Origin of the sequence: Synechocystis sp. FACHB-908 (genome assembly GCF_014698595.1) — a bacterium.
Lineage (GTDB): Bacteria > Cyanobacteriota > Cyanobacteriia > Cyanobacteriales > Microcystaceae > Synechocystis.
Genome location: NZ_JACJTH010000042.1, coordinates 147899 through 174038, shown reverse-complemented (window position 1 = coordinate 174038; position 26140 = coordinate 147899). Strand labels below are relative to the sequence as shown.

Here is a 26140-nt window from a genome sequence, read left to right as displayed (position 1 = left end):
ATTTGGTTAATTGTTGATGAGAAATGGGAAGGAGTAATCCATAGATATTTGCCCAGTTAACTCGATTTGAGCAGAATTGGGAAGGACGTATTGGGAACTTTGGTTGACAGGGCAACAAAGCCAGCATTTTTTGGGTTTATCTAAGCGGGGGACACCATGGTGGCCAATACTCCCCAGAGTCGGCGGGGGCCGTCTTGACTGCTAAAGAAAAATAATTCTGTCAGCAAAGAAAGCAGGCGATCAGAGGTAATGGGGGCTAAGGGAATATGGGCTTCTCCCCCTTGTTTCTCTCCATAGGCTTGCCAAGCTGAGGTAAATTTTCGGGCGTACTCGCTTAAAAGTACGGTTTGTAAAGGATTTTTACCCTGTTCCTTGGTCTGTTCAACTAAACTGACCGATCGCCGCAGTAGTTCTTGGTAATGGGCCCCTAAATAGGCGATCGCCATGGCCAAAAGTCGAATTCCCTCCACATCTAGCTGGCCGGGGGCAACAGCAGGAATGGGGTATTTCCTAGTCAAAGATTGGCCTGTTGTCGTAGATGACGAAATTTTTTCTAGGATTGCCGTCCAAGTATCCTCGTCCACATCAGTCAGGGCAACCAAGGCCAACAAAAGCTGGTCCAGGTAGCAATTCATTTGTCGCAATTGTTGACGGTTGGGGGCAACAGCAAAGGACTGGGGAGGAGCTGGGCTGGAGGCGAACTGGGTGAGAACCATAAAATCTTGGGGAACAGGGGAATGTTAATGAACACATGACATGCATAGGATAGCGAATTGATTTAAAGCAATGATTCCCCCTGAGATAAATATATTTTGACCCACTGCTCCGCTTAATTTTGGCGCTAATCTGGGCAAAAATTCGTTGGTTTTCGGAAAGGTGAACCCGTAGCTAGCTTGTATTGCCCAAACCTAACTCATCATTGCTCCATGGCGGCCAAAAATCTTTAGGACAAAACTCGCCAGAGGTCAAGGCTTGATTTTTTCAGAGGGAAAAATTCCTCGGCTAAATAATCAAAAAGTTGAAAAAAAAAGTTTTTCAGCTAAGGTTTGATGTTATATTTTATCTTATGTAGACTTTTGAAAAAAACAAGTCCCCGCAATCAAGCATCATTCAACGGAAAAAATAATCCTATGCCAAACGCCTCCACCGCACTAACCGGCAAAGCATTACTCAATAAAGTTAAAGAACTATCCCATCTGCCCCGTCGAGAAACGGCAAAAGCCTGTGGTTACTACTCTACTTCTAAGGAAGGACAAGTACGCGTAAATTTGACCGACTTCTATGACGCAGTGCTAGCGGCCAAAGGGGTTCCCCTCGATCCCTCTGGTACCAAAGATGGTCGGGGTCGTGAACCGACATTTCGTGTTAGTGTCCACAAAAATGGACAGATTGTTATCGGATCCACCTACACCCAAGAAATGGGTCTTAAGTCCGGTGATGAGTTCGAGATCAAGCTCGGTTACAAGCATATTCATCTGAAGCAAATTACCGATAGCGATGACGAAGAGGAAGTATAAATTTCTCGACTGCGGTTCCCTATGCAAGGGGGACTAAGTGCTTTTTCGCCGGGGGGGAGACCTGAAACAAAAAGGTTTCTCCCTTTTTTTATCAATTAGGGATGACGGCGGACGTACTGTCAAGCTGGGCCTTGCAAATTTTGCTTTTGTTTAAACGAAAATTGGCGATCGCCAGTGGGATGGGCCGATGGAAAATTTGATGGAGTTTTGGCAACCATGGCCGGGATTGTTAAAAATTATTGTTTTTCTTTTTAGTTGGCTAGTGCTGTGGTATCCCGTTGCCCTGGTGGTGGGTCGTAAACTAGCTTGGCAACCCTGGCAGGCTGTTACCCCGGAGCAAAAATTACCCTTGGTGTTATCGCTTTACTTGGTTTCCCCCCTACCCATCTGGGCGGTGACTTGGTTAGACCAACAATCCTTGGGGGATTACGGTTTAAGCGTCATCTCCGACCAATTACTTTCCCTGGCGATCGCCGTGGGGGTGGCGGTATTCGGTTTAGGCTTAACTTTGGCAATACAGGGCCAAATTGGTCTACTGCAATGGCATCGGGAAAAATGGTGGGATTTAGTCAAACTTTCCCCGCTTTTTCTCATACTGGCCCTGGCGATCGCCTTGGTGGAAGAGTTAATTTTTCGGGGTATTTTCCAAAATCAACTGCAACAGGATTTACCAGTCTGGGGGGCAGCCACCATCGTCAGCACCATTTTTGCCATCCTTCATCTGCTATGGGAACGGCGTTTAACAGCTTACCAACTGCCAGGATTGTGGTTATTGGGCATGGTATTGCTGTGGGCCCGTCTGGTGGATGGCGGTAATCTCGCCCTAGCTTGGGGACTCCACGGGGGGTGGGTTTTTGCCCTGGCGGCCTGTGATGCCACTGGTTTAATTACCTATCCCAACACCGATGGCAATATTTGGGTGGGCAAGGCCAATCAACCTTTAGCCGGTTTAGCTGGCATTATTTGTTTGCTCCTCACTGCTTTGGCGATCGCCTTATTTCCCCATCTATCTCCCCTCTAGCCAGGATTTTAACTCCCTAATTGAACCGAATGATTTTGCTATGATGGTTCCCCGTTGCCATCTTTTCTCTACTTTGTCCCTATGCCAATGTCCCCATCAGTAAGATTTACTGGCTTTCTTCCCCGCCGATTAATGGGCCTTAGTTGGGGCGTTATTTTAATGCTGGCATTGAATCAGGGCTTAATTAGTTGCGGGGCTAGCAAAGCGGATCAATGCCGACAGCTAATTTTAATTACCAAACAAATGGCAGAGGAAGGGGCAAAATATCGAGATACCACCTCAACGGAAGAAGTGCTGAACATGGCCGATGCCTTCGATGCCACCGCCACAAAAATAGAACGACTCAACCTTGAAGATCCAGTGCTAGCTAACTATCAAGGGGAATTGGTCAGTATTTACCAGGGCAATGCGGAGGCCACCCGCACCATGGTCAAAGCCCTGGAAAGTAAAGATATTTTGACGGCCCAGCTTGCCCAAAAACAGGTAGCTACCATTGGCCAGCAGGAGCAACAGGTGATCACCAACATCAATGTCCATTGTCAACAGCCCTAGGCACACTAACTCCGAAGTTTTTTGTCCATCATGTCACCGCAGTGGGCAGATTTTGGACTCCCCATGGCTTAGTTTTAACTCCGGTTTAACCTCCGGTCAGAAAGGGTCAGGAACCAACCCCTAAAATGGGAAAATAGCCACAGTGCCCGAAATTTTCATCTGCAAAATCTTCAACTAGACATGACCACTACCCCGCCCGTCCTCAGCGGTCCCGAAATTCGTCAACAGTTTTTAAACTTCTTTGCCGATCGCCAGCATCAAATTTTGCCCAGTGCGTCCCTGGTGCCGGAGGACCCCACCGTACTGTTGACCATTGCGGGGATGTTGCCGTTCAAGCCAATTTTTTTAGGACAAAAGTCGGCGGAATTTCCCCGGGCCACCACTTCCCAAAAATGCATCCGCACCAACGACATTGAAAACGTCGGCCGCACCGCCCGCCACCATACTTTCTTTGAAATGTTGGGCAACTTTAGCTTTGGGGATTACTTCAAATCCCAGGCGATCGCCTGGGCCTGGGAATTATCGACCCAAGTATTTAAACTGCCAGCGGAACGGTTAGTGGTCAGTGTGTTTGAAGAAGATGACGAAGCTTTTGCCATTTGGCGCGATGAAATTGGTATTCCTGCCCACCGCATTCAACGCATGGGAGCGGACGATAACTTTTGGGTTTCTGGCCCCACTGGTCCCTGTGGCCCTTGCTCGGAAATTTACTACGATTTCCACCCGGAATTAGGGGATGAAAAATTAGATTTGGAAGATGATAGCCGCTTTATCGAGTTTTATAACTTGGTATTCATGCAGTACAACCGGGATAATGCGGGTAATTTAACGCCCCTGGAGAAGAAAAATATTGACACTGGCATGGGCTTAGAAAGGATGGCCCAAATTTTACAAAAAGTGCCTAATAACTACGAAACAGATTTAATTTTTCCCATTATTCAAACAGCGGCGAATATAGCAGGTATTGATTACGCCCAAGCCAATGAAAAAACCAAAGTTTCCCTGAAGGTAATTGGGGATCATGTCCGCTCCGTTGTCCACATGATTGCTGACGGTATTAGTGCTTCCAATTTAGGACGGGGCTATGTGTTACGGCGGTTGATCCGTCGAGTGGTGCGCCATGGTCGTTTACTGGGCATTAACGGTGAATTTACCACTAAGGTAGCAGCCACTGCTGTTCAACTCGCCCAGCCAGTTTATCCCAATGTTTTAGAACGGCAAAGCTTGATTGAGCAGGAGTTACAGCGGGAAGAAGCGGCTTTTTTAAAAACCCTAGAACGGGGAGAAAAGTTACTGGCGGATTTAATGGCCGACGGAGTGACGGAAATTGCCGGCGCAGATGCGTTTACTTTATATGACACCTTTGGTTTTCCGTTGGAATTGACCCAAGAAATTGCCGAGGAACAGGGCATTACTGTGGACGTAGAAGGGTTTGAAAAAGCCATGCAGGAACAACAAGAACGTTCCAAAGCAGCCCACGAAACTATTGATTTAACCGTGCAGGAAAGTCTGGATAAATTGGCTAACCATATCCATCCGACGGAATTTTTGGGCTACACCGATTTACAAAGTTCTGCAATAGTCAAAGCGGTATTAGTTGGGGGGGAATTGGTAGATCAAGCGGTCGCAGGGCAAACGGTGCAAATCGTACTAGATCAAACTCCCTTTTACGGCGAATCCGGCGGTCAAATTGGGGATAAAGGTTTTCTCAACGGCGACAATTTGCTCATTCGCATTGAAGATGTGAAGCGGGAGTCGGGCATTTTTATCCACTTTGGTCGGGTAGAACGGGGTACAGTGCAAATTGGCACCACTATTACCGCTACTATTGACCGGGCTTGCCGCCGTCGGGCCCAGGCCAACCATACCGCCACCCATTTACTGCAATCGGCTTTAAAAAGAGTGGTGGACGAAGGCATTTCCCAAGCTGGTTCCCTGGTGGATTTCAACCGTTTACGGTTCGACTTCAACTCTCCCCGGGCGGTGACCATGGAGGAGCTACAACAAATTGAGGACTTGATCAATCAATGGATTGCCGAAGCCCATCAAACTGAGGTGGCAGTAATGCCGATCGCCGATGCGAAGGCCAAAGGGGCGATCGCCATGTTTGGGGAGAAATATGGGGCTGAAGTGCGGGTCATTGACGTTCCGGGAGTTTCTTTGGAACTGTGTGGCGGCACCCATGTGGCCAATACGGCGGAAATCGGTTTATTCAAAATCGTCGCAGAAACGGGCATTGCCGCCGGGGTAAGGCGCATTGAAGCCGTGGCAGGGCCGTCGGTGTTGGATTACCTCAATGTGCGGGAAGCGGTGGTCAAAGAGCTCGGCGATCGCCTAAAAGCTAAACCGGAGGAAATCCCAGACCGGGTCCACCAACTACAACAGGAATTAAAAGCCAGCCAAAAGCAGTTGGAAGCCCTCAAGCAAGAGTTAGCTCTACAAAAATCGGAACAGTTATTAACCCAAGCTCAAACTGTGGGTGAGTTTAAAATTCTGGTGGCGGATCTGGGTACTGTGGACGGGGAATCTCTCAAAACTGCGGCGGAACGGTTACAACAAAAATTGGGAGAAAGTGCAGTGGTGCTTGCTTCCATTCCAGAAGAGGGCAAAGTCAGTCTAGTGGCGGCCTTTAGTCCCCAATTGGTTAAAACCAAACAGCTTAAAGCTGGTCAATTCATTGGTGCCATTGCCAAAATTTGTGGCGGTGGCGGTGGCGGTCGTCCTAATCTGGCCCAGGCCGGTGGACGGGATGCCAGTAAGTTACCAGAAGCCCTGGCCACGGCGAAACAAACCTTGTTGGCTGAACTAGGTTAGGGGTTAGGTTTTAAACCCGTCATTTTACTGTCAAGGCTCCACAGCGGTAATGGTCCACTACTAAATTGAAAAATTCGGCCACGGGGGGTATTTGCAAACGATCCACCGTGGTCACCACCGATACTTGCCGTCGAAAATCCTGGCGATCGCCGGACTCTGGGCAAAATAAATAGCGCACGGAAAAGTTGGGATTATCAATCACCGGTGTGACCAAGGATTGGGGCATCAAGGCAATCATTTCGCTCCCCTGTACCACCCCATAAAAGGCTTCAGGAATATTTAGTTCTAAACTAACGTTGAGGGGGATTTCCCGGCGACTAAATTCATCTTCTACCAGTCGTCGCATCCGGTAACCATCTTTAAAAATAACCTGGGGATAGGGGCCTAAATTTTCCCAGGTGATAAATTTTTTTGTTGTCAGAGGATGATCGCTCGCCATCAAAATACAAATTTGCTCCTCATAGAGGGGTTTAATAGCCAACTCTTTGGTATTAGTTAAATTGCGATGGCTCATAATAATGGCCACATCCACCAAACCATCCTGTAAAACCTTCAAAGCCCGGTCACTCCCCAGGGCCGTCACCCGTAGTTGAATTTGGGGATGGCCCAGGCAAAATTTGGGCAATAAACTAGGCAAGGAAGAGACACAAACTGAGTGAATTGCTGCCACACATAATTCCGTTTGTTTGCCTTGAAAAAGACTACTAATTTCTTCGCTAGCCACATCCCATTCTTGACAAATTTTCCTTGCCCGCCGCAGAAATAATTCCCCTGCCACCGTTAATTTAGCCTGGGCTCCCCGATGAAATAATTGGCACTTGAGGGCAGATTCCAAACCTTGAATTTGCCTACTAATGGTGGATTGGGTGACTTCCGATTGTAATGCCGCCTGTTGAAAACTGCCTAGCTCTGCAACTTTTAAAAAAGCCTGTAACTGTTCTAGTCGCATAGGTTAGTTTTCGGGGAAAGTTGGCATAATAAACTATTCCTAGCTATAGCACTCTCCATTATTCAAAAATGTTATTGATGCACTTTTCTCGGGGCGATATAATGAAAAACGGGAGGACAGATTTTCATCCATCTTCCCGGTTAATTTCTGAGGAGTTTTTCAGCGTTCTAAGATGAAAAGAATCCATTCATCTAGTGAAAAAAGTTATCCCGTGGTCCAGTCTGCAAACTGACGAGAAAAATCTTTTTCCAGTATCATCTAGGGGAATTTATCGGTCATCTAAAGCGGCAATGCCGGGCAGAACTTTACCTTCTAGCAATTCCAGGCTAGCGCCCCCACCGGTGGAAATATGGCTCATTTTTTCGGCCACTCCCACTTTTTCCACTGCGGCGACAGAATCTCCACCACCGATGATGGTGACAGTGCCACTGGCGGTCAATTCAGCCAAGCTGCAGGCGATCGCCTCGGTACCAACGGCAAATTTGTCAAATTCAAATACCCCCATGGGGCCGTTCCAGATGACAGTGCCACAACCAGCGAGGGCATCCTGGAAGGTTTTGACGGAGTCGGGACCAATGTCTAGACCCATCCAACCATCGGGAATTGCATCGACACCAACGGTTTGGGCATTGGCATCGGGGGCAAAGTTGTCGGCCACTACTACGTCCGTGGGCAGGAGAAATTCCACGCCTTTTTCTTTGGCTTTAGCCATGAGGGATTTGGCCAAGTCCAATTTGTCTTCTTCCACCAGGGATTTGCCGGTGTTTAAACCTTGGGCTTTGTAGAAGGTGAAAATCATGCCGCCGCCGATGATCAACTTATCGCACTTGTCCAATAGGGTTTCGATCACACCGATTTTACTGGACACTTTGGAACCTCCCACGATCGCCACTAGGGGACGTTTGGGGGCTTCGATGGCTCCTTGGAGGAACTGTAATTCCTTTTCGATTAGGTAACCAGCAACGTTGGGGCTGAGGAAATGGGTGACCCCTTCGGTGGAAGCGTGGGCCCGGTGGGCAGTACCAAAGGCATCGTTAACGTAGAGGTCGGCGTTGGCCGCTAAAGCTTTGGCAAATTCAGCATCGTTACCTTCTTCCCCGGCATGGAAGCGGAGATTTTCCAACAGGGCCACACCACCATTGGGTAGGCTAGCAATTTTGGCTGTAACTTCAGCACCAATGCAATCGTCGCATTTGACCACCGGCTGGCCCAATAATTCCCCTAGGCGATCGCCAACGGGGGTGAGGCGCATGCTGTCCACTACTTTGCCCTTGGGACGGCCAAAATGACTGCCCAAAATAACTTTGGCGCCTTTGCTCAACAGGTCTTTGATGGTGGGTAAGGCTGCCCGAATCCTGGTGTCGTCGGTGATGCTGCCGTTATCTAGGGGCACATTAAAATCTACCCGGACAAAAACCCGTTTCCCTGCGAGGTCTGCCTCCGTCAAATTGGCGATCGATTGCTTAGACAAAACCTTTTCCTCCTAAATGTCAAATAAACTTAACAAAATTAAACCAGTCAATGTTACCGCCGACAATGGAAAGCCCCAAAATGACCTCCAATGATCGCATTCTGACCATTCTGCAACAGGACTACGCCAATTTTCCCTGGCACCAAACCTTCAGCATCTATGACCCAAACGTTTATTTTCAAGATCCTTTAAGCCAATTTCGGGGTTTGGCTCGATACGAAAAGATGATCCAATTCTTGGGTCGTTGGTTTCAGGCGATCGACCTACAGCTCCACGAGATTACCCAGGTGAACCAGGAAATTACCACCCGTTGGACCTTGAACTGGACTTCTCCCCTGCCCTGGAAACCGAGAATTGCCATCAGCGGCTGCAGTGAATTAACCCTAAATGAAGCTGGGTTAATCATTTCCCACATCGATTATTGGGATTGTTCCCCCTGGGATGTGGTGAAACAGCATTTTTCACGATAGGTTTTCATCTTCATTCGAGTGCAGATTAGCTTCTAATTAGCTGCGGCTCCAACAATTAATTTCAGATCAACACTGAATCAGAATTGCGCGAGAAATTTTCATCAAACAGCAATTTCATCAGGAACAACCATGAGGCGACGATCACGATCAGCAGCAAAGGCAAAACAAGCCTGGATATCTTCTGGAGTGAGATCAGGGAAATCATCCAAAACCTCTTCAATAGTCATTCCACCTCCAAGGTAATGTAAAGGTTTTACAAAAAATAAAATAGTAGTTTAATAATTTATCTCCCCCCTTTTCTTTTATTGCAGGGAGGGCAAAGCAATCTTAAGTTTTTTATATTAACAGATAATTCGGGATGAGTTGCAATAGGTTTTATGTGATCTATTTCAAGATATTCCGGGCTTTGAGCGACAAAAGCACAACCAAAGCAAGCACATTTTCCTTGCTGTTTTTCATATTGATTTTGTTTCCATTTTTTTCCTTCTATTGAGTCTCGCCAACGATTAAATACATTTCGAGGAGTATAATAACCCCTTATATTTTCCTCCCTTCGCTGAAGCTTTTCTAGATCATGGCAAAATTTTCGGCGAGCTAGCTTGTATTTTTCATACAATTTTTGGAAGTCATTATCTAAATCTTCATTCATATCGTCCTTTAATTTCTAATGAACGCCTTTCTAACTTAGCTAGCTTACGATTTACTTCTAAGGTTGTAGTTAATGCTTGCTGTGCTAGTTGTTGTAATTCAGATGTGTTTTCCTGAGTAAAACTAATAGGTATGATATTGTCAAGAGTGGGGATCAATATATCTATTACTTTTTTCAAACTTGTTCTTGTTCTTTTCTGAATCCTCTTATTTTCAAGTAAGGTATTAATCGATAAAATTACCTCTTGAATATTGTAATTTTTACCTCTTTTTGTTTTTGAAATCGGCTTAAGTTCTTTAGTTATCCGCTGAGCTTGATAACTTGTCAATCCAAGTTCAAGCAACTGTTTGCGAGTTATCAGTTCCAATTTTTGCCTCCTCATAAGCATCAATCATAGCTTCAATCCACGGTTCCGGTTTTAGACCGAATCTTTTCGCCGTGCTATAAACCTTTATCAAAAGCTCCATTAATGCACTGTGTTGCTCGTGGAAGCTTTTTTTAAAATCAGCAATTTCTTGGGCGTGACTCTGTTCGATTTCTTTGATTTTATTTTTCTTTTTTGTTACTTCACCTTGTTGTGCAGCTTGTTTCCTTTGCCTATCCAGCAAAACCTCGCCTGCGAAATCTGCTAGTACGAGTGAAAGAACAGCTATATCTCGGTCTGTTACATCCTCAATACCGTACTCATGTTTGTAATAATCGAGGGTGGATTGAAGGTCGGAGAAATTAACATTTAAAGCTTGATAAGCCCTTTCCGCATCAGCCTTTGTCCACCCCAAGCCTTGAGCGAAGGTAAGAGCCTCTTTCTTCGTCATACTCAAAATCAGAATTTCTTACTACAGTTTCTCAGTCTAGCATTTTAGAGATCGCCTCATTAATCCTTCACAAGTGACGATCTCTCTAGGATAAAGCTACCTGGGCTATCCTTCCTTATAAGCCTCCATACCTTCACAGGAGCAAACTAAATGGCGATCACCGTAGGTATTATTAATGCGGCCAACGGCGGGCCAAAATTTAAACTGCTTAGTCCAAGGAGCAGGGTAAGCAGCTTCTTCCTGGCTGTAGGGATGGTTCCATTCGCCACAGATGAGGGATTGGGCCGTATGGGGAGCATTTTTCAACGGGTTATCAGCGGGATCAATTTCTCCATGGGTGATCGCCTGAGCTTCTTGGTAAATGGCAATCATGGCATCACAAAAACGGTCTAACTCCCCTAGGGATTCACTCTCCGTCGGCTCCACCATCATGGTACCCAGCACCGGCCAGGACACCGTGGGGGCATGGAAACCAAAATCCATGAGGCGTTTGGCCACATCTTCGACCTCGATCGCCGCTTGTTTCTTCAGGGGACGCAGATCGAGAATGCATTCATGGGCCACTAACTCATTATTGCCCCTGAATAAAATGGGGTAATAATTTTCCAGCCGCTTTGCCATGTAATTGGCACTGAGAATGGCCACCTCCGTTGCCTTGGTTAAACCCTGGGGGCCCATCATGGCAATGTACATCCAAGAAATAACCAAGATACTGGCACTGCCGTAAGGGGCAGCGGAAATCATGCCAATGGATTGGTCTTCTGCTTGGAGTTCAGCAGTCGAATTTAAACTAGTCCGGGGTAAAAATGCCTGCAAATGGGATTTAACCCCAATGGGGCCCATACCGGGGCCGCCACCGCCGTGGGGAATGCAAAAAGTCTTGTGTAAATTGAGATGGCACACATCCGCCCCAAAATCAGCCGGACGGCACAGTCCCACCTGGGCATTCATATTGGCCCCATCCATGTAAACCTCGCCGCCAAAACGATGCACAATGTCGCAAATAGTTCCGATGGTGGCTTCAAATACCCCATGGGTAGAAGGATAGGTCACCATTAACGCCGCCAGGCGATCGCCGTACTTTTCTGCTTTACTGGTCAAATCTTCCACATCGATGTTGCCTTCCCCGTCGCACTTAACCGGGACCACCTGCATGCCACACATCACCGCACTGGCTGGATTGGTGCCGTGGGCCGATTCAGGGATTAAACAAATATTGCGTTGTTCCTCACCCCGACTGAGGTGATACTGACGGATCACCTGCAAACCCGCATATTCTCCTTGGGAACCGGCATTAGGTTGCAAAGAAATGGCATCAAAACCGGTGATTTCCCCCAACCAGGCTTCCAATTGGGCAAATAAAATCTGATAACCTTCCGTTTGACCAGCGGGGGCAAAGGGGTGAATTTTGCCAAATTCAGGCCAAGTAACCGGCATCATTTCCGCTGTGGCGTTGAGTTTCATCGTGCAGGAACCCAACGGAATCATGGAAGTGTTTAGGGCTAAATCTTTGCTTTCTAATTGATGCAAATAACGCAGTAACTCGGTTTCGGAATGGTACTGATTAAAAACTGCATCCTGTAGGTATAGACTCTGACGGGTTAAATCGGCGGGAAAGCTCGTTTTAACTTCCGACCACAGTTCCTCCGGTGTAAAGGGTAAATTATCCTTACCAGCAAAAACTTGCCACAGGTCAAGCAGATCCTGCACCGTCACCGTTTCATCCAAGCTAATGCCCACTTCCCCAGGGACCAGGGGCCGCAGATTAATTCCCCGCCCTTCCGCCGCTTTCAAAATGGCTGGAGCACTCTGTTCCCCTACCCCCACCCGCAGGGTATCGAAAAAGTAATCATTATTGAGACTGTAATTTAACCGCTTTAAGCCGATCGCCAATAGGACCGTCAACTGGTGAATTCTCAGGGCAATATTTTTTAGCCCCGTGGAACCGTGGTACACCCCATACATAGAAGCCATCACTGCCAAGAGAACCTGGGCAGTACAGATATTACTAGTGGCCTTGTCCCGACGGATATGTTGTTCCCTGGTTTGCAGCGCTAAACGGAGAGCGGGGTTACCATGGGCATCCTTGGAAACCCCCACAATGCGTCCCGGCATTTTCCGCTGATATTCGGCCTTGGTGGCAAAGTAGGCGGCGTGGGGCCCACCGTAACCCAAGGGAATGCCAAACCTCTGGGTACTGCCCACCGCAATGTCAGCCCCCAATTCACCGGGGGGAGTGAGCAGGGTCAGACTGAGGGGGTCGGCGGCCAGGGTAACCAAGGCTTGGTGTTGATGGGCTTTGTCAATGAAACTACGGTAATCATAAACAGCCCCATCGGTGGCAGGGTATTGCAGTAAAGCGCCGAAAATGGACGTAGAAAAGGAAAAAGTATGATGGTCGCCGACAATTACTTCAATACCGAGGGGATTGGCCCGGGTTTTAATCACCTCAATGGTTTGGGGATGGCAGTCCTGGGCAACGAAAAAAGCATTGGCTTTACTTTTGCTGACCCCATAACTCAGGGCCATGGCTTCAGCGGCGGCGGTACCTTCATCCAACAAAGAAGCATTGGCAATTTCCAGCCCGGTTAAATCCATCACCATGGTTTGAAAATTCAACAGCGCTTCCAACCGACCCTGGGCAATTTCCGCTTGGTAGGGGGTATAGGCTGTGTACCAACCGGGGTTTTCTAAAATGTTCCGTTGGATAACCGGCGGGGTGATGGTGTCGTAGTACCCCATGCCAATATAGGAGCGAAAAACTTGATTTTTGGAGGCAATGGATTTCAGTTGGGCGATCGCCCCATACTCACTTTGGGAAGCTGGTAGTTGCAAAGACCGGGGAAAGCGAATGGCCGGGGGCACGGCTTGGTCAATCAAATCCCCCAAAGTATCAAAACCCAGTGTCTGGAGCATTTGCCGCTGTTCCGTTTCTCCGGGGCCCAAGTGACGATCCAAAAAACTATCCGCCGGAGCTAACTTCTCCTCTAGCTTAGTCAGGTCAACGGCGATCGCCTCGGAGGTAGGGACAACAACGGCGGGCTCTAGGTTGGGCATAATGGCGGAGTAGGGAAAGGATGAACGCCTGGACTGGATCTGTCAAAAAATGTTACAGATTGGCTCTAATTAGATACAAAGCTTAACAAATTTTGGTAGGCCTAGGGGTCAGCATTGCCAAGGCGGCCCCATCCCCATAAAACTCGTCCAAATATTCTTAAAACGTTTCCCATTTGCCGATGAATGAAAACTCCATGGAATTTTTTCTCCCTGACCTAAATGCTACCGATCAATGGGGACAACAATTGGCCCAACAGTTACCGCTGGGCACCATTATTTTGTTGCAGGGGGATTTGGGAGCGGGGAAAACTAGCTTAGTCCAGGGCCTTGGCCGGGGGTTGGGCATTACGGGGGAAATTGTCAGTCCCACTTTCACCATTGTTAATGAGTATCGGGAAGGTAAGATGCCCCTTTACCATCTGGATTTGTATCGACTTAACACCCTTGAAGTCGAGTATTTATACCCGGAACAATATTGGCAAGGGGAAGATTTTCCCTTGGGTATTACCGCGGTCGAGTGGCCGGAAAGATTACCGCAACTACCAAGTCAGTATTTACAAATTCAACTGTGCCACCAAGGAGAAGGAAGGAGCATCGCCCTGACAGCCCAGGACTGGGCCATGGATTTAAAAGAGCTATTGCCCCCTAGTTAAAACCTAGTTAAAACGCTGTAGTTCCGTGGCAATTAACTGGGCCAGCAACGGTTGGGGCCCCAGGGGTTCCCCCAATTGCAGGCGGAGCTGGCCATGGACCAATTGGAGTTGTTCCCGCTCTTTTCTGATCAGGTCTGTCAATCCTCCGGCAAATAGAAAGTAAGGCAAAATCACAACTTCCCCCGGCGTCTTAATTTCCCCCAGGACGGTGTTCAAACTAATGCCCCCTTTCCAGTAGGCTGCCCTGGCCCCTAATTTTTCCGCCACCGTGGCGATCGCCAAATTACCACCGGCCCGTTTACTACCGTGGGCCAAGAGGATTCTCTCCGCCTGGGGTTGGTTTTGGTACTGCAGGAAAGACTTTTCTAGTAAGGCTGGTAGCCAGGGATAAACCCCCAAAATGGGCAAACAGTGAATGGAGATGCTATTACCCAACTCCGCTTTGGCCTGGGCAATGGCCTGGGGCAAGTCTTCACAGGTATGTACTCCCATAAGCAGAAACAGGGGCAGAATGACAATCCGTTTGACCCCCTGGGGAATCAGGTTTTCGGCTAAGTTTACCAACTGTTGATGGAGAGGTAACGCCTGGGCCTCCAAGCTGGCACTAAACACCGGCGGTTCCAGTTGCTTCCCCTGATTTACCTCCGTTAATAATCCTCCGGAATAATACGCCCGCCAAGTTTCCGCCCCATTGCGCTTAGCTAACCCTTTCTTGCTTTCCAGGGGGCGGGGTCTGGGTAAAAATTGACCCACTAGGTAAGTCAGGCGATCGAGGGCGATCTGGGGACGGGGATCACGGCTACCGTGGGCAACCAACAGATAGGCAGTGGACAAGGTTGATTAGGGGTGATGGGAAGTTGGGCTTAATATATCTTAATCAACACATCCCTACCCTGGGGTGACGATTTTAACCAAATTCAGAGCTTCCAACGGCCCAAAGCCCCCAAATGCGGCGGGATCTTTTCCAGCAATGGCATAGGGCACAGCATATCTCGGTTAGATCCCCGGCGGCAGGCTGTGGCAAAGGGAACCGAGAATGGCATGATAGTTATACCGCTCAATCTTTCGGTAAACCATAGCAATTAAATTTTATGGGGTTTGCGGATCTGTCGATTCAGTCCATTGCCACAGAGTACGATCTGACTGTGCAGTCGGTTTTCGACCTGTGCGACCAACTCGGCATAGCCTACAAAAACCAGGATACTAACCTTGCCCTAGAGGACGCTAAAGCGGTGATTATGCAAATTCTACACCGCCAGCAATCTGCTTCTGAGTTAGGGGGCCTTTCCTGACATTGTCGGCTGGTTGCTATGGCTCCTGTTCCCATACTGACCGAGCAAAAACCCTCGATTTTCTTGGCATACTTGATTAAAACCCTATTTTTAAAAAGATTGAGAATTGACCGATTCCCTTTCTCACCCCTTATACCAACAGTTTGAGGAGAACCTTTGTGAAACGCTTTTTTCTGGTGGCGATCGCCTCTGTCCTATTTTTCTTTAACACCATGGTCGGCAGTGCCAATGCGGTGGAGTTAACCGAAAGCACCCGCACCATTCCCCTCGATGAAGCCGGTGGCACCACAACCTTAACCGCCCGCCAGTTCACCAACGGCCAAAAGATTTTTGTGGACACCTGCACCCAATGTCACCTCCAGGGTAAAACCAAAACTAATAATAACGTTAGTTTAGGCTTGGCAGACTTGGCTGGTGCCGAGCCCCGTCGGGACAACGTCCTGGCCTTGGTGGAATTTCTCAAGAATCCCAAGAGTTATGACGGTGAAGATGACTATTCGGAATTACATCCCAATATTTCCCGTCCCGACATCTACCCAGAAATGAGAAACTACACCGAAGACGACATCTTTGATGTGGCTGGTTACACCCTCATTGCTCCCAAATTAGATGAACGGTGGGGTGGCACCATCTACTTCTAGAAAAATAGAGAAGTAAACCATCGAACTCCGTAAAAACTAGCAAGATCTCCCCTCGATTCTGAGTTGGAGGTCTTTTTTATTGCCAAAAAGTAACCGTTAATAATTGATCCAAACTTTCACCAAATGGATTGATTGTGGGCAGTGGAGTAGTCGGATAAATGTCTTGGATATCAGAGCGTGCCTCCTGCCAGATTTCTGGAATTAAGGCCTCGCCGTAATTCTTTAAACTAGGGGAATCTCGTAATAACCGTCGAATTTTCTTTCGTTGTTCTTTAATAGTAATTTCCCAGCCACGATTATCGTAAGCGCTATTGATATAGCCTCGTTTTAACAGATGCTCCAGGAGAACTTCAAGACGATTTTCTAGCTCATGTTTTTCACTGCGACCCAAGGCACTTATTTCTTCCTGAATATTTTGCCAGTCAATGGATTCCAAGTCATTTTGTTGAATATATTGTGCCTGTTCTTCTGTCCACCGTACAAAATCCGTTTCGTAAAGTTGGTTTTTCATGGGTTTTAATCAAATCTATTGACCAATTTTAAAGGTATATCTAAAAAATCAGCAATTTCCCGATCATTAATCCCCCCAAACTTCCAAAAGCTTGAGGGGACTTTAAGCTGGTTTACCCCAGCATTGGGAGATGGTTTTACCCATCCCCCTGGGGTGATATGCACTATTTGATAAACAACATTTCCTGGTAGGTAGGCAGGGGCCAGAAACTATCGGCAATTTCCCCTTCCAGGGCATCGGCAAAAGTCCGTACTTCATCCATCAGGGGACGGAGAGTTTGGGCGCAATACTGCAACTTCTCTTCGGTGTTGGCAAAGTCGTGTTTAGCCATAGCTTCACTTAGTTTGGCGACAGCACCGACCATTTGGTTGGTCAAATCAGCGATCTTTTTGGCACTTTCCTTTTCAAAATCAATGCCTAAACCACTGAGGCTGGCAATGGTGGAGGAAAGTTTGGACAGGTATTCCACTGCCGCTGGATAAATGACCGTTTTGGCCATGCTGACCACCAGTTTGGCTTCCACTTCAATGGAGAGGATGTACTGCTCAGCGTAGACTTCAAAGCGGCTTTCCAACTCCACTGGAGTCAATACACCAGTTTTTTCAAATAGGTCTTCGATATACTTCTCCTTCAGCACCGGCAAAGCATCGGCAGTAGTACGCAAGTTGGCCAAACCCCGTTCTTCCACTGCCATTTTATGCCATTCTTCGGAATAGCCATTGCCACCAAAAATTACCTGGCCGTGGTTTTCCATAATTTCCTTCAGCACCGTCAAAATGGCAGTGTCCAAGTCCAATCCCTTGGCCAACTCCGCCTCCAGACGATCGCCAATCCAGTTAAGGGAGTCAGCCAGCATGGTGTTCAGCACAATTAGCGGACCAGAAACCGACTGACTGGAGCCCACTGCTCGGAATTCAAAACGGTTACCAGTGAAGGCAAAGGGAGAAGTACGGTTTCGATCGCCAGCGTCCTTGGTTAAATCTGGAAGTACATCAACTCCCAGATCCATCACGCCTTTTTTCTTGGAATCCTTCACACTGCCGGTTTTGATCTGTTCAAACACCTCTTCTAATTGGGTACCCAGATAAACGGACATAATGGCCGGGGGAGCTTCGTTGGCCCCCAAACGGTGGTCATTACTAGCCGTGGCGATCGCCGCCCGCATCAGAGGGCCGTATTTGTGCACTCCCCGAATCACTGCACCGCAAAAAACGAGGAATTGGGCATTATCGTGGGGAGAATCGCCGGGATCAAGCAAATTACCCTGGGTGGAGTTACCCACTGACCAGTTAACGTGCTTACCGGAACCGTTGATGCCCGCAAAAGGCTTTTCATGGAGTAGACAGACAAAGCCATGTTTTTTGGCCGTATTTTTCAGTACCGTCATTAACAATTGTTGGTGGTCACTGGCCACGTTAGCCGCTTCAAAAAAGGGCGCAATTTCGAACTGGCCGGGAGCCACTTCATTATGGCGAGTTTTAGCTGGAATACCCAACTTATAAAGGGTCTCCTCCACGTCCTGCATGAACACCTGCACCCGTTCAGGAATAGCGCCAAAATAATGGTCATCGAATTCCTGACCCTTAGCCGGGAGCTTGCCAAACAAAGTCCGTCCGGCGAGGAGTAGGTCCGGCCGTTGGCTAGCAAAATTGGCATCCACCAAAAAATATTCCTGCTCCGCCCCACAACTAGAATTAACGTGGGCAATGTCTTCGTTACCCAACAAACTGAGCACCTTGCGGGCCGCCTTATCCATGGCCGCAATGGACCGCAATAGGGGCACTTTTTTATCCAACGCTTCCCCTGTCCAGGAAACAAACACCGTCGGAATACATAGGGTGGAACCATTATCCGTTTCCATAATGTAGGCAGGACTGGTTACGTCCCATCCCGTGTAGCCCCTAGCCTCAAAGGTATCCCGAATGCCACCGTTGGGAAAAGAAGAGCCGTCCGGTTCCCCTTGTACTAGAACTTTGCCGGAAAACTCTGAAATGACATTGCCATCCCCCTGTACAGAAATAAAGCCATCGTGCTTTTCCGCCGAGAGGTTGGTCATGGGATAGAAAACGTGGGCATAGTACATTGCCCCTTTCCCCATGGCCCAGTCCCGCATAGCAGTGGCCACTGCATCAGCAACGGAAGGGTCCAATTTTTCGCCAGTGGTAATAGTATTTTTAATTGATTTGAAAACGCCTTTAGGAAGACTGGCCTGCATTTTGCTCAAATTAAAAACGTTCTCAGCCCACATATCTTCCAGGCGGGATAACTTCTTGCCAGAAGATAGAGGTCGATTGATGATTTGGTGAACTGATTGGGTGCGGGCGGCGTTTCCAGTCATGGACTAAATCTCTATTTCAGAATTTACAAACCCCCCAATCATACGCAAGATGATTTTTTAAAATAGACAATATAGATACAAAAACAACGACCCATTTCTTTGCCTCCCAAGGGGAAGCGTAAATGGGTCGACATCGTTGGATCACAATATGAAGAAATATTACAAACAGATACTACTACCCCATTACCCAGAGATAAATTAGAAAACTTTCCAAGTTATGTTGTCTGAGAAAACCGTTGCCCCTAGTAGCGATTAACGGACTCTCCCCGACTGCGGGAACGACGGACAGGGGCGGGGCCAGCAGAGGAGCGACGACGGCGTAGGGGGGTCGATTTCCCAACGGAATCGGTGAGGTATATCTCTAGGAAGGCTGACTGTTCCATCTGGTCAGCGGCGGTGGTAAGTAGGGTGCGAATGGTTTGCAAACTCCTCCCTCCCCGGCTAAGGAGCCTTTCCCGGTCTTCGTCCCCTAGGGCTAACCGAATCCAAACCCGGCTATTTTGTCGAAACACCTCACAGTCCACCTTCAGATCATCGGGCTTTTCCAAAAAGGGACGGACAAGAAACTTGACCAATTCAACGTAGTTTAGGGTAGTCACAGGGGGCAGACGTTGGTAAACACCACGGAAAAAACCGGCACTAAGCTTTTAGCTGTTCGAAAACCTGGGCTTTGGTCAAAATGGAGCGGACGGTGTCGGTGGGTTGGGCACCTTCTTTTAATCTTTTGACGATCGCCGGTACATCAAGGCGAGTTTCATCGGTGCGGGGATTATAGAATCCTAATTCTTCCAAGGGGCGACCATCCCGGCGGGTGGTGCTGTGCATGGCAACGATCCGATAGCTAACTTCACGTTTCTTACCAAAGCGTTTTAGACGGAGTTTAATCATACTAAATAAAAATAGACTGGGAAAAATTTCGCGTTTATCATTCTAACCTATTTTTTGGGGCCAGAATTTTTAGGGTCGTAAATTTTCAGGGGCCCAGCTCAATCGCCGCAGATAGCCATGGCACCAGGGCTTTCCCAATGGGGTCAAGGATTCCGAACTCTCCCCCGGGCACAAACTGACTCAGGAGCACAGACAGTCGGGATGTTTTCTTCTATGATTGATGTTTGTCGTCAGCCACTCCCCACTAAATTTATCCCCGGCCTACCGGATTTCTATCCCTAAAAATTGAATGTTTTCCTCTTCTGTTGAGCTGGAACTTTTTTTCATCTTCGTTTTGGTGGTGTTAAATGGAATTTTTTCTGGCTCGGAAATTGCCATAGTCTCAGCTCGTAAAGTTCGTTTGGAACAGTTGGCAAAGCGGGGTAATCGCAAAGCAAAGCTGGCACTGAAGCTGGCCACAGCCCCCAATAATTTTCTGTCGGCGGTGCAGATTGGCATTACTCTGATTGGCATTTTAACCGGTGCGGTGGGGGGAGCAACGGTGGCCCTGCGTCTGGCGGAGTTTTTGGACGATATTCCCCTCTTAGCCCCCTATGCCGGCCCCCTGAGCATTTCTCTGTTGGTGGGGTTCATTACCTATTTATCCCTGGTGGTGGGGGAGTTGGTGCCTAAGCGCATTGCCCTCAGCCATCCGGAACACATTGCCTGTGGAGTGGCCCCGGCGATGCATTTAGTAGCCCAGTTGACAGCGCCCCTAGTTTATCTTTTGGGGGTCTCCACCGATGCAGTACTACGGCTATTTGGTATTACCAGTAAGGAAGCTAGCCCGATCACGGAAGAGGAAATCCGGGTCATGATCGAGCAGGGGGCCCAGGCCGGCATGATTGATGAAGCAGAGCAGGAAATGGTGGAACGGGTTTTTCGCTTGGGGGACCGCCCCGTTAAAACTTTGATGACTCCCCGCACGGCGATCGCCTGGTTGGATGTGGAGTCGGACTGGGAAGAAAACCAACAGGAAATTCTGGACACACCCTATTCCCGTTTTCCCGTGGGTAGGGATAGTCTGGACGAGTGCCTAGGTTTTGTCCGGGTCAAAGACATTCTCAATAGCCAGTGGTCAGGACAAAAAATCAACCTGGAGGAAATTGTTCAGCCGCCCCTATTTGTGGCGGAAAATACCCGCTCTCTCCATGTGTTGGAAATGTTCCGGGCTTCCGGTACCCACCTGGCCCTAATTACGGATGAATATGGTGGCATTGAAGGCCTAGTCACCCTAAACGACCTCATCGAGGCGATCGTGGGAAGTATCCCCAATGACGACGAAATTCAAGAGCCCCAAATCATTCAACGGGAAGACGGTTCCTACCTGCTCGATGGCTTACTGCCCATTGATGAATTTAAGGAAATTTTTGACATTGAAACCCTCTCCAACGAAGAGGAAGGCCACTACCATACCCTCGGCGGCTTTGTGATCGAAAGCTTGGGCAAAATTCCTCAATCCGGTGATTATTTTGTTTCCGATACTCTCCGAGTAGAAGTGGTGGATATGGACGGTATCCGTATTGATAAAGTATTAGTCAATCAACTGCCGGAGGATTCTTCTACAACGGAGGAAGAGTCTGAAACAGATAATTAAACTTGTTTCTCTGCATAGATAACAAAGTCATCAATAATATATTTACTCATGGAAGAATAACCGAAGTACTTTTCTTGCAGTTTGGAAATTTGGGGACGCTCCGGCAGATCCCCTTGGATAAATTGCTTGAAGTCTTCCTTGTTATTGGTTCTTTTGCCAGTTGAAGTAAAATATTTATAAAGGATCAATCGCAAACCGAGGCAATCTAAAAATGATTTGATTAAATCTCTCTCCTTCGCTAAATTTTCATCAGGATAAGTGTCAAACATCTTATAAAATTTATTGCCTTGGATAACCAATAGAACTTTTCCATCCGGTTCTAAACATTGCTTGAAAATTGATCGATAAATATCCAAAGATTTACTTCTATCTTCCCCTTGGTAGAAAAAACAATGGGCAATAATAATCAAATTAAAAAATTCCTTCGGTAGTTTATGGCGATAGTTGTCATAATCAAAAATATTGACTGTATTGAATTGATAAAAAATATTGGGCGGGAATTTAAGTTCGTTAATGTACTGTCGCCAAAATTGTAGGCCTCGGTATTGTAAATTACGTTCCTTTTCTAGAGAATAATAAGAGCAATTAAAATCACTAATTTCTTGATGTTGAGCTAAAGATTCTAGAAATAAAGATAAACCGAATAGCATTGTAGCTGGGCCGGCGGCAATATCAAGAATCGTAATATTTTTGGGAAGATATCCAGCTTGATAAATAAAAAAATAGGCGAGATAGCTACAATAAACATTGTCCAAAAAATATTTTATTAAGTACACATGGGGGCTAAAGGCTTTGTCATAGGTTGGATCTAGTCCCTTTTTCAACCCATTTAAATCTCGATGGGCTTCGTCTATTTTTTTCTTGGCTTCATTATCATTTAATCCACTATCGGCAATGATTTTTTCCAGAAAATGAACTAACTCAGTTTCTAATTTTGCAAATATTGAAGTTTTAATACCCGTACATTCGATTTTGTAACCGTCATGGTCAATTAAGCGAAAAGATTGGCTGACTTGCTGTATTAGCTGTTTTTTTATCGGAAATTTTTGCTGAATTACTGATGAGCTTTGTTGAAATATATAGTCAGTAGCTTGCCGGACTTTTGCTTGATAGTTTTGATTTTCTAGAAATAACTTTTCTAAAAGAGTTAGCCTATAACCTTGCTTTTTTCTGGCTAAAATTAAGTGTTGGGCTAGTTTGGTATTGCCGCGAGCAATTTCAGATTTTATGATTTTTAACTGCCATAAGCCTTTGACAGCCTTGATCGGATTAATCATAGCCAAAACCTTCTCTGCCTTCAAAAATTTCTACACCATAGTATTGATTGAGTAACTCTAATTTTTTGAATAGATTATGATAATTCTTATCTTCATCTACATACCACCATTGATATTTTTCTTTTAATTCTATAGCTTTGGCTGGAGTGGAAGCTTTTAAAGATTGATTTTTACTGCTGTGAAATGGCTGTATAACTATCCTGTCAACTGTGGCTAATTGTTCAATAAACTGGGGTAAATCTTCATCATAGGACGGTAACAGGGGGGTCATGGTAATGGCAAATTTAATTTGATAACTGTCATCAGAAGGAAGTTGATGTCTGAGTTTTTCCACTGTTTGTAAGCGAGCTTTAACACTGGGAGAGCGACTTTCAAAATCTTTTCTCACCTTTTCGCTAGCGGTGGGAATACTAATATTAATTCTCAGCTTGTGAAATTGACCTAAAAGATCAATATCTCTCACAACCATGGGACTACGGGTTTGTAAGACTAGTATGGGTTGATATTTAACTAATACTTCGAGAATTTTTCTTGTTATTTGTACTTCTTTTTCAATTGGTTGATAGGGATCGGTCACACTGCTCATATAGATCCGAATCGGACGGTCATATTTTTTACTAATTCTCTCTAGTTCACTCACCAATAATTCTGCTGAATTTTCTTTTACCATTACCCAATCTCCCCAATTAGCCCTTAGTTGAGAGTTGGGACTAAAGGCCGAAGCATAACAATAGTCACAACCGAACTGACAACCACGATAGGGATTGAGGGTGAAATCGTAGTCCTGAATAAAACCAGTAGCTTTATTGAGGATAGATTTAGCTTGGTTAATGGTAACTTGCAAAATTTTTCCCTCAAACAATTTTTAATTTTTGCAAGAACAGATGAAAACGGTGAAGTTAGAATCAACCCCACCGCATTAATTAGATACTTTGAAATGCCAATGTCATAGCTAAGTCAAACTGTGGACTAGCTGCTGATGGGTAGTAATTGGAAGAGGAGAGAGTTGATAAATCCCAGCAGAATGGCGCCAATGAGAGCGCTCCAAAAGCCCCAGCGGAGGCTAAAACCATCTACAAAAGCGGCAGCAAGGGCAAAGATGATGGCGTTGACTACGGTGTAAAACAGGCCAAAGGTCAGAAAAATTAGGGGAAAAGTGAAAAACGTCAGTACTGGACGCACTAGGGCGTTGAGTAAACCGATAACGACGGCAGAAATGAGGGCTTTTTTAAAGCTGGAGATTTCTACCCCTGTGGGCAGTTGGGCAATGATCAGCAGGCTGACTGAGGTGACAATCCAGACGATAAGTAGTTGTAACATTTTCCCTCCGTTGGTAATTACAATGGTGGACTAAAACAATGCCCCCATCTTAAACGTTGGCCGCAATGATTGGCAGATCAATTTCAGTACGATGCTGGGGCTAGGGCGATCGCCGAGTTGAGCAAAATGATTGAACGGTGACAGTTTTGCTAGCGTTGTCTGGAGAGAATGGAGACAATGAAATGGCCGGGCTAGCAAAGGGCAGTTTGGTGAGTTTTAACCAGTTCCAGCGGCCCTGGGATAAGGCTTACCGTCGGTGACATTTTTTTCCTTCAGATTCCCCTTTTTTTAGGACGTTATGAAACCGCACATCATCGTTTGTGGTTTGGGGCAAACGGGTTATCGAATTTTTAGCCTGCTTAAACAACAGGGAGCGGAAGTGATTGGCGTTTCCGATCGCCCCGTGCCAGGGGAAAATCCCAGCAATATTGTGGTGGGGCAACTGAATTCCACTGCTACTCTGACTAGGGCCGCTATCCACACTGCCCAAACTTTGGTGCTAGCCACCAGTGACGATGCCTTGAATTTGGCCATTCTGACCCAGGCCCGTATTCTGAATCCCCGCATTCGCATTGTTAATCGTTTGTTCAACCATGCCCTGGGTAAACGTTTAGACACCACCTTGCCAGACCACGTTAGTTTGAGTGTTTCCGCCCTGGCGGCCCCGATTTTTTCCTTTGCGGCTTTGGGCAATCAGGCGATCGGGCAATTGCGTTTGTTTGACCAGACTTGGCCCATTCAGGAAATTGTCATTCACCAAGACCATCCCTGGCTCAATTTACCCCTGGCGGATTTATGGGATGATCCGAGCCGAATGTTGATCTATTACCTACCGGCCCACAGTGAAACGGATTTAGTAGGCGCAGTGGTGAATAATTTAACGTTGCAATCTGGGGACCATTTAATAGTGGGACAAAAACCCCAACCCAAGACCAAACGGCGATCGCCTTGGCGCAAATTTTCCAAACTGATTACCAACCTGCGGGAGTATCAGCGGTATGTCCAACAGGTGATATGGGTGGTGTTGTTTTTATTGTTGATGATTTTTCTGGCCACCTTCATCTACGTTTCCATTGATCAACATATTGCCCCAGTGGACGCGTTGTATTTTTCCGTGGGCATGATTACCGGGGCCGGTGGCAAGGAAGAGGTGGCCGAAAAGTCCCCCGATATCATCAAAGTATTCACAGTGGTGATGATGATCGCCGGGGCGGGGGTGATTGGTATTTGTTATGCCCTACTGAATGATTTCATCCTTGGCAGTCGCTTTAGTCAGTTTTTGGATGCGGCCAAGTTACCCGATCGCCATCACATCATCATTTGTGGGCTGGGGGGAGTGAGCATGGCCATTATTGAAGAGTTAATTCACCAGGGCCATGAAATTGTGGTAATCGAAAAGGATACAGATAATCGTTTCTTGCATACGGCCCGCTCCCTGGGGGTGCCCGTAATTGTGGAGGATGCCCGCCTAGAAAGAACGTTGGCCTGCGCCAATATCAACCGAGCCGAAGCCATTGTGGTGGCCACCAGCGACGACACCGTTAACTTGGAAATTGGCCTAACTGCCAAGGCGATCGCCCCTAGCCTGCCAGTGGTGTTGCGTTGCCAGGATGCCCAGTTTAGCCTGTCCCTGCAGGAAGTATTTGAATTTGAAACGGTGCTTTGTCCGGCGGAATTGGCCACCTATTCCTTTGCGGCGGCGGCCCTGGGGGGCAAAATTTTGGGCAACGGCATGACCGATGATTTGCTGTGGGTAGCCCTAGCCACCTTAATCACTCCTAACCATCCCTTTGCCGACCAATTGGTTAAAATTGCAGCCCAAAAGTCTGATTTCGTTCCCCTCTATCTAGAACGGGGTGGCAAAACCATCCATAGCTGGGAATTATTGGGTACCCATCTCGACTCTGGAGACGTGTTGTATTTAACCATGCCCGCCACTGCCCTAGAGCAACTTTGGCGATCGCCCCGTGCCACTGCTGATCCTCTGGACTCTTTTTTGGTTTAGCATGGGGGGATGGAACTCTTGACTCGGCCCAATGGTGATCAAGAAAGAACGCTTTGTCTATGTTTAGTATTTTTAAGTTAACCAACAGCAGAGGATAACTTCCAAAAGAAATTAAGCTCAAAAAGTAGCAAAATAAGTTTAATTCATAACTGAGTTTTACTGCTAAACAGCGGTGCAAAAAAGTCAGATAAAATAAAAGCTTCACTTCGGTTTTATATTGTGACCATGGTTCCCAGGCATCTGCTCTAGGGAGTTTTTCCGCTG

At 47.0% G+C, this 26140-nt stretch carries 27 protein-coding genes; 11 read left to right on the top strand and 16 right to left on the bottom strand.

Translation table 11 applies throughout. The features are described from left to right. Window positions 1-140: 140 nt before the first annotated feature. Window positions 141-716 (bottom strand): DUF3038 domain-containing protein, encoded by a 576-nt coding sequence (locus H6G46_RS16595; RefSeq protein ID WP_010873150.1) that lies wholly within the window; start codon window positions 714-716, stop codon window positions 141-143. A gap of 333 nt (window positions 717-1049) precedes the next feature. On the opposite strand from H6G46_RS16595, the gene H6G46_RS16590 reads away from it, so the two are divergent. The 4 genes from H6G46_RS16590 (at window position 1050) to alaS (ending at window position 5904) form a co-directional block, all read left to right on the top strand. After that, the gene (locus tag H6G46_RS16590; RefSeq protein WP_010873149.1) at window positions 1050-1517 is read left to right on the top strand and encodes an AbrB family transcriptional regulator; all 468 of its coding nucleotides are present in this window, start codon (window positions 1050-1052) and stop codon (window positions 1515-1517) included. A 187-nt stretch (window positions 1518-1704) separates the two neighbouring features. Further along, a complete protein-coding gene (locus tag H6G46_RS16585; protein ID WP_010873148.1) occupies window positions 1705-2538 on the top strand; it encodes a type II CAAX endopeptidase family protein in 834 nt (277 codons plus the stop codon). An 87-nt stretch (window positions 2539-2625) separates the two neighbouring features. Beyond that, entirely contained in the window at window positions 2626-3090 is a 465-nt protein-coding gene (locus tag H6G46_RS16580) for a hypothetical protein (RefSeq protein WP_231848031.1), read from the top strand. A gap of 180 nt (window positions 3091-3270) precedes the next feature. After that, window positions 3271-5904, top strand: a complete 2634-nt coding sequence (alaS, locus tag H6G46_RS16575) for an alanine--tRNA ligase (protein ID WP_010873146.1) — start codon at window positions 3271-3273, stop codon at window positions 5902-5904. Between the two features lie 19 nt (window positions 5905-5923). Here alaS and H6G46_RS16570 read toward each other — a convergent pair whose 3' ends face one another. After that, entirely contained in the window at window positions 5924-6853 is a 930-nt protein-coding gene (locus H6G46_RS16570; RefSeq protein WP_010873145.1) for a LysR family transcriptional regulator, read from the bottom strand. A 268-nt stretch (window positions 6854-7121) separates the two neighbouring features. Next, window positions 7122-8324, bottom strand: coding sequence for a phosphoglycerate kinase (locus tag H6G46_RS16565; RefSeq protein WP_010873144.1), 1203 nt, complete (start codon window positions 8322-8324; stop codon window positions 7122-7124). A 50-nt stretch (window positions 8325-8374) separates the two neighbouring features. Here H6G46_RS16565 and H6G46_RS16560 point away from each other — a divergent pair, with 50 nt between their 5' ends. After that, window positions 8375-8794 carry a DUF2358 domain-containing protein gene (locus tag H6G46_RS16560; RefSeq protein WP_010873143.1) on the top strand — a complete coding sequence of 140 codons (420 nt, stop codon included), beginning with the start codon at window positions 8375-8377 and terminating at the stop codon, window positions 8792-8794. A gap of 101 nt (window positions 8795-8895) precedes the next feature. Here H6G46_RS16560 and H6G46_RS16555 read toward each other — a convergent pair whose 3' ends face one another. From H6G46_RS16555 to gcvP, 5 genes are all read right to left on the bottom strand, one after another. Then, window positions 8896-9021 carry a DUF433 domain-containing protein gene (locus H6G46_RS16555; protein ID WP_020862259.1) on the bottom strand — a complete coding sequence of 42 codons (126 nt, stop codon included), beginning with the start codon at window positions 9019-9021 and terminating at the stop codon, window positions 8896-8898. 56 nt (window positions 9022-9077) lie between these two features. Continuing rightward, the gene (locus tag H6G46_RS16550; protein ID WP_010873142.1) at window positions 9078-9443 is read right to left on the bottom strand and encodes an HNH endonuclease; all 366 of its coding nucleotides are present in this window, start codon (window positions 9441-9443) and stop codon (window positions 9078-9080) included. Continuing rightward, the gene (locus H6G46_RS16545) at window positions 9436-9771 is read right to left on the bottom strand and encodes a hypothetical protein (RefSeq protein WP_242021177.1); all 336 of its coding nucleotides are present in this window, start codon (window positions 9769-9771) and stop codon (window positions 9436-9438) included. The genes H6G46_RS16550 and H6G46_RS16545 overlap by 8 nt, the downstream gene beginning before the upstream one ends. Before the next feature lie 7 nt (window positions 9772-9778). Beyond that, window positions 9779-10258 (bottom strand): hypothetical protein, encoded by a 480-nt coding sequence (locus tag H6G46_RS16540; RefSeq protein ID WP_010873140.1) that lies wholly within the window; start codon window positions 10256-10258, stop codon window positions 9779-9781. 105 nt (window positions 10259-10363) lie between these two features. Next, the gene (gene gcvP / locus H6G46_RS16535; RefSeq protein ID WP_010873139.1) at window positions 10364-13315 is read right to left on the bottom strand and encodes an aminomethyl-transferring glycine dehydrogenase; all 2952 of its coding nucleotides are present in this window, start codon (window positions 13313-13315) and stop codon (window positions 10364-10366) included. 179 nt (window positions 13316-13494) lie between these two features. On the opposite strand from gcvP, the gene tsaE reads away from it, so the two are divergent. Beyond that, on the top strand, window positions 13495-13968 hold the full coding sequence (tsaE, locus tag H6G46_RS16530) for a tRNA (adenosine(37)-N6)-threonylcarbamoyltransferase complex ATPase subunit type 1 TsaE (RefSeq protein ID WP_010873138.1): 474 nt from the start codon (window positions 13495-13497) through the stop codon (window positions 13966-13968). Between the two features lie 3 nt (window positions 13969-13971). On the opposite strand, the gene H6G46_RS16525 is transcribed toward tsaE, so the two are convergent. Further along, window positions 13972-14802 carry a sirohydrochlorin chelatase gene (locus H6G46_RS16525; protein ID WP_020862261.1) on the bottom strand — a complete coding sequence of 277 codons (831 nt, stop codon included), beginning with the start codon at window positions 14800-14802 and terminating at the stop codon, window positions 13972-13974. A 257-nt stretch (window positions 14803-15059) separates the two neighbouring features. Here H6G46_RS16525 and H6G46_RS16520 point away from each other — a divergent pair, with 257 nt between their 5' ends. Beyond that, window positions 15060-15260, top strand: coding sequence for a hypothetical protein (locus H6G46_RS16520; protein ID WP_010873136.1), 201 nt, complete (start codon window positions 15060-15062; stop codon window positions 15258-15260). A 158-nt stretch (window positions 15261-15418) separates the two neighbouring features. Then, a complete protein-coding gene (gene psbV / locus H6G46_RS16515) occupies window positions 15419-15901 on the top strand; it encodes a photosystem II cytochrome c-550 (protein WP_010873135.1) in 483 nt (160 codons plus the stop codon). A gap of 76 nt (window positions 15902-15977) precedes the next feature. On the opposite strand, the gene H6G46_RS16510 is transcribed toward psbV, so the two are convergent. The 4 genes from H6G46_RS16510 to rpsP all read right to left on the bottom strand — a co-directional run bounded on the left by H6G46_RS16510 (window position 15978) and on the right by rpsP (window position 19638). Continuing rightward, window positions 15978-16412 (bottom strand): DUF29 domain-containing protein, encoded by a 435-nt coding sequence (locus tag H6G46_RS16510; protein ID WP_010873134.1) that lies wholly within the window; start codon window positions 16410-16412, stop codon window positions 15978-15980. A gap of 163 nt (window positions 16413-16575) precedes the next feature. Next, the gene (locus H6G46_RS16505; protein ID WP_010873133.1) at window positions 16576-18750 is read right to left on the bottom strand and encodes a glutamine synthetase III; all 2175 of its coding nucleotides are present in this window, start codon (window positions 18748-18750) and stop codon (window positions 16576-16578) included. 242 nt (window positions 18751-18992) lie between these two features. Beyond that, window positions 18993-19349 carry a KH domain-containing protein gene (locus tag H6G46_RS16500; protein WP_010873132.1) on the bottom strand — a complete coding sequence of 119 codons (357 nt, stop codon included), beginning with the start codon at window positions 19347-19349 and terminating at the stop codon, window positions 18993-18995. Window positions 19350-19389: 40 nt separating this feature from the next. Beyond that, a complete protein-coding gene (rpsP, locus tag H6G46_RS16495) occupies window positions 19390-19638 on the bottom strand; it encodes a 30S ribosomal protein S16 (RefSeq protein WP_010873131.1) in 249 nt (82 codons plus the stop codon). Window positions 19639-19927: 289 nt separating this feature from the next. On the opposite strand from rpsP, the gene H6G46_RS16490 reads away from it, so the two are divergent. Then, entirely contained in the window at window positions 19928-21274 is a 1347-nt protein-coding gene (locus tag H6G46_RS16490; protein WP_010873130.1) for a hemolysin family protein, read from the top strand. Here H6G46_RS16490 and H6G46_RS16485 read toward each other — a convergent pair. From H6G46_RS16485 to H6G46_RS16475, 3 genes are all read right to left on the bottom strand, one after another. Continuing rightward, a complete protein-coding gene (locus tag H6G46_RS16485; protein WP_010873129.1) occupies window positions 21271-22551 on the bottom strand; it encodes a hypothetical protein in 1281 nt (426 codons plus the stop codon). The genes H6G46_RS16490 and H6G46_RS16485 overlap by 4 nt on opposite strands. Next, the gene (locus H6G46_RS16480) at window positions 22544-23395 is read right to left on the bottom strand and encodes a radical SAM protein (RefSeq protein WP_020862265.1); all 852 of its coding nucleotides are present in this window, start codon (window positions 23393-23395) and stop codon (window positions 22544-22546) included. The genes H6G46_RS16485 and H6G46_RS16480 overlap by 8 nt, the downstream gene beginning before the upstream one ends. Window positions 23396-23520: 125 nt before the next feature. Further along, window positions 23521-23871: a phage holin family protein gene (locus H6G46_RS16475; RefSeq protein ID WP_010873127.1), complete on the bottom strand. Its 351-nt coding sequence runs from the start codon at window positions 23869-23871 to the stop codon at window positions 23521-23523. 137 nt (window positions 23872-24008) lie between these two features. Between H6G46_RS16475 and H6G46_RS18700 the strand changes: the two genes are divergently transcribed. Continuing rightward, entirely contained in the window at window positions 24009-24131 is a 123-nt protein-coding gene (locus H6G46_RS18700; RefSeq protein WP_255345199.1) for a hypothetical protein, read from the top strand. Between the two features lie 38 nt (window positions 24132-24169). After that, window positions 24170-25876 (top strand): NAD-binding protein, encoded by a 1707-nt coding sequence (locus H6G46_RS16470; RefSeq protein WP_010873126.1) that lies wholly within the window; start codon window positions 24170-24172, stop codon window positions 25874-25876. The last annotated feature ends 264 nt before the right edge of the window (window positions 25877-26140 follow it).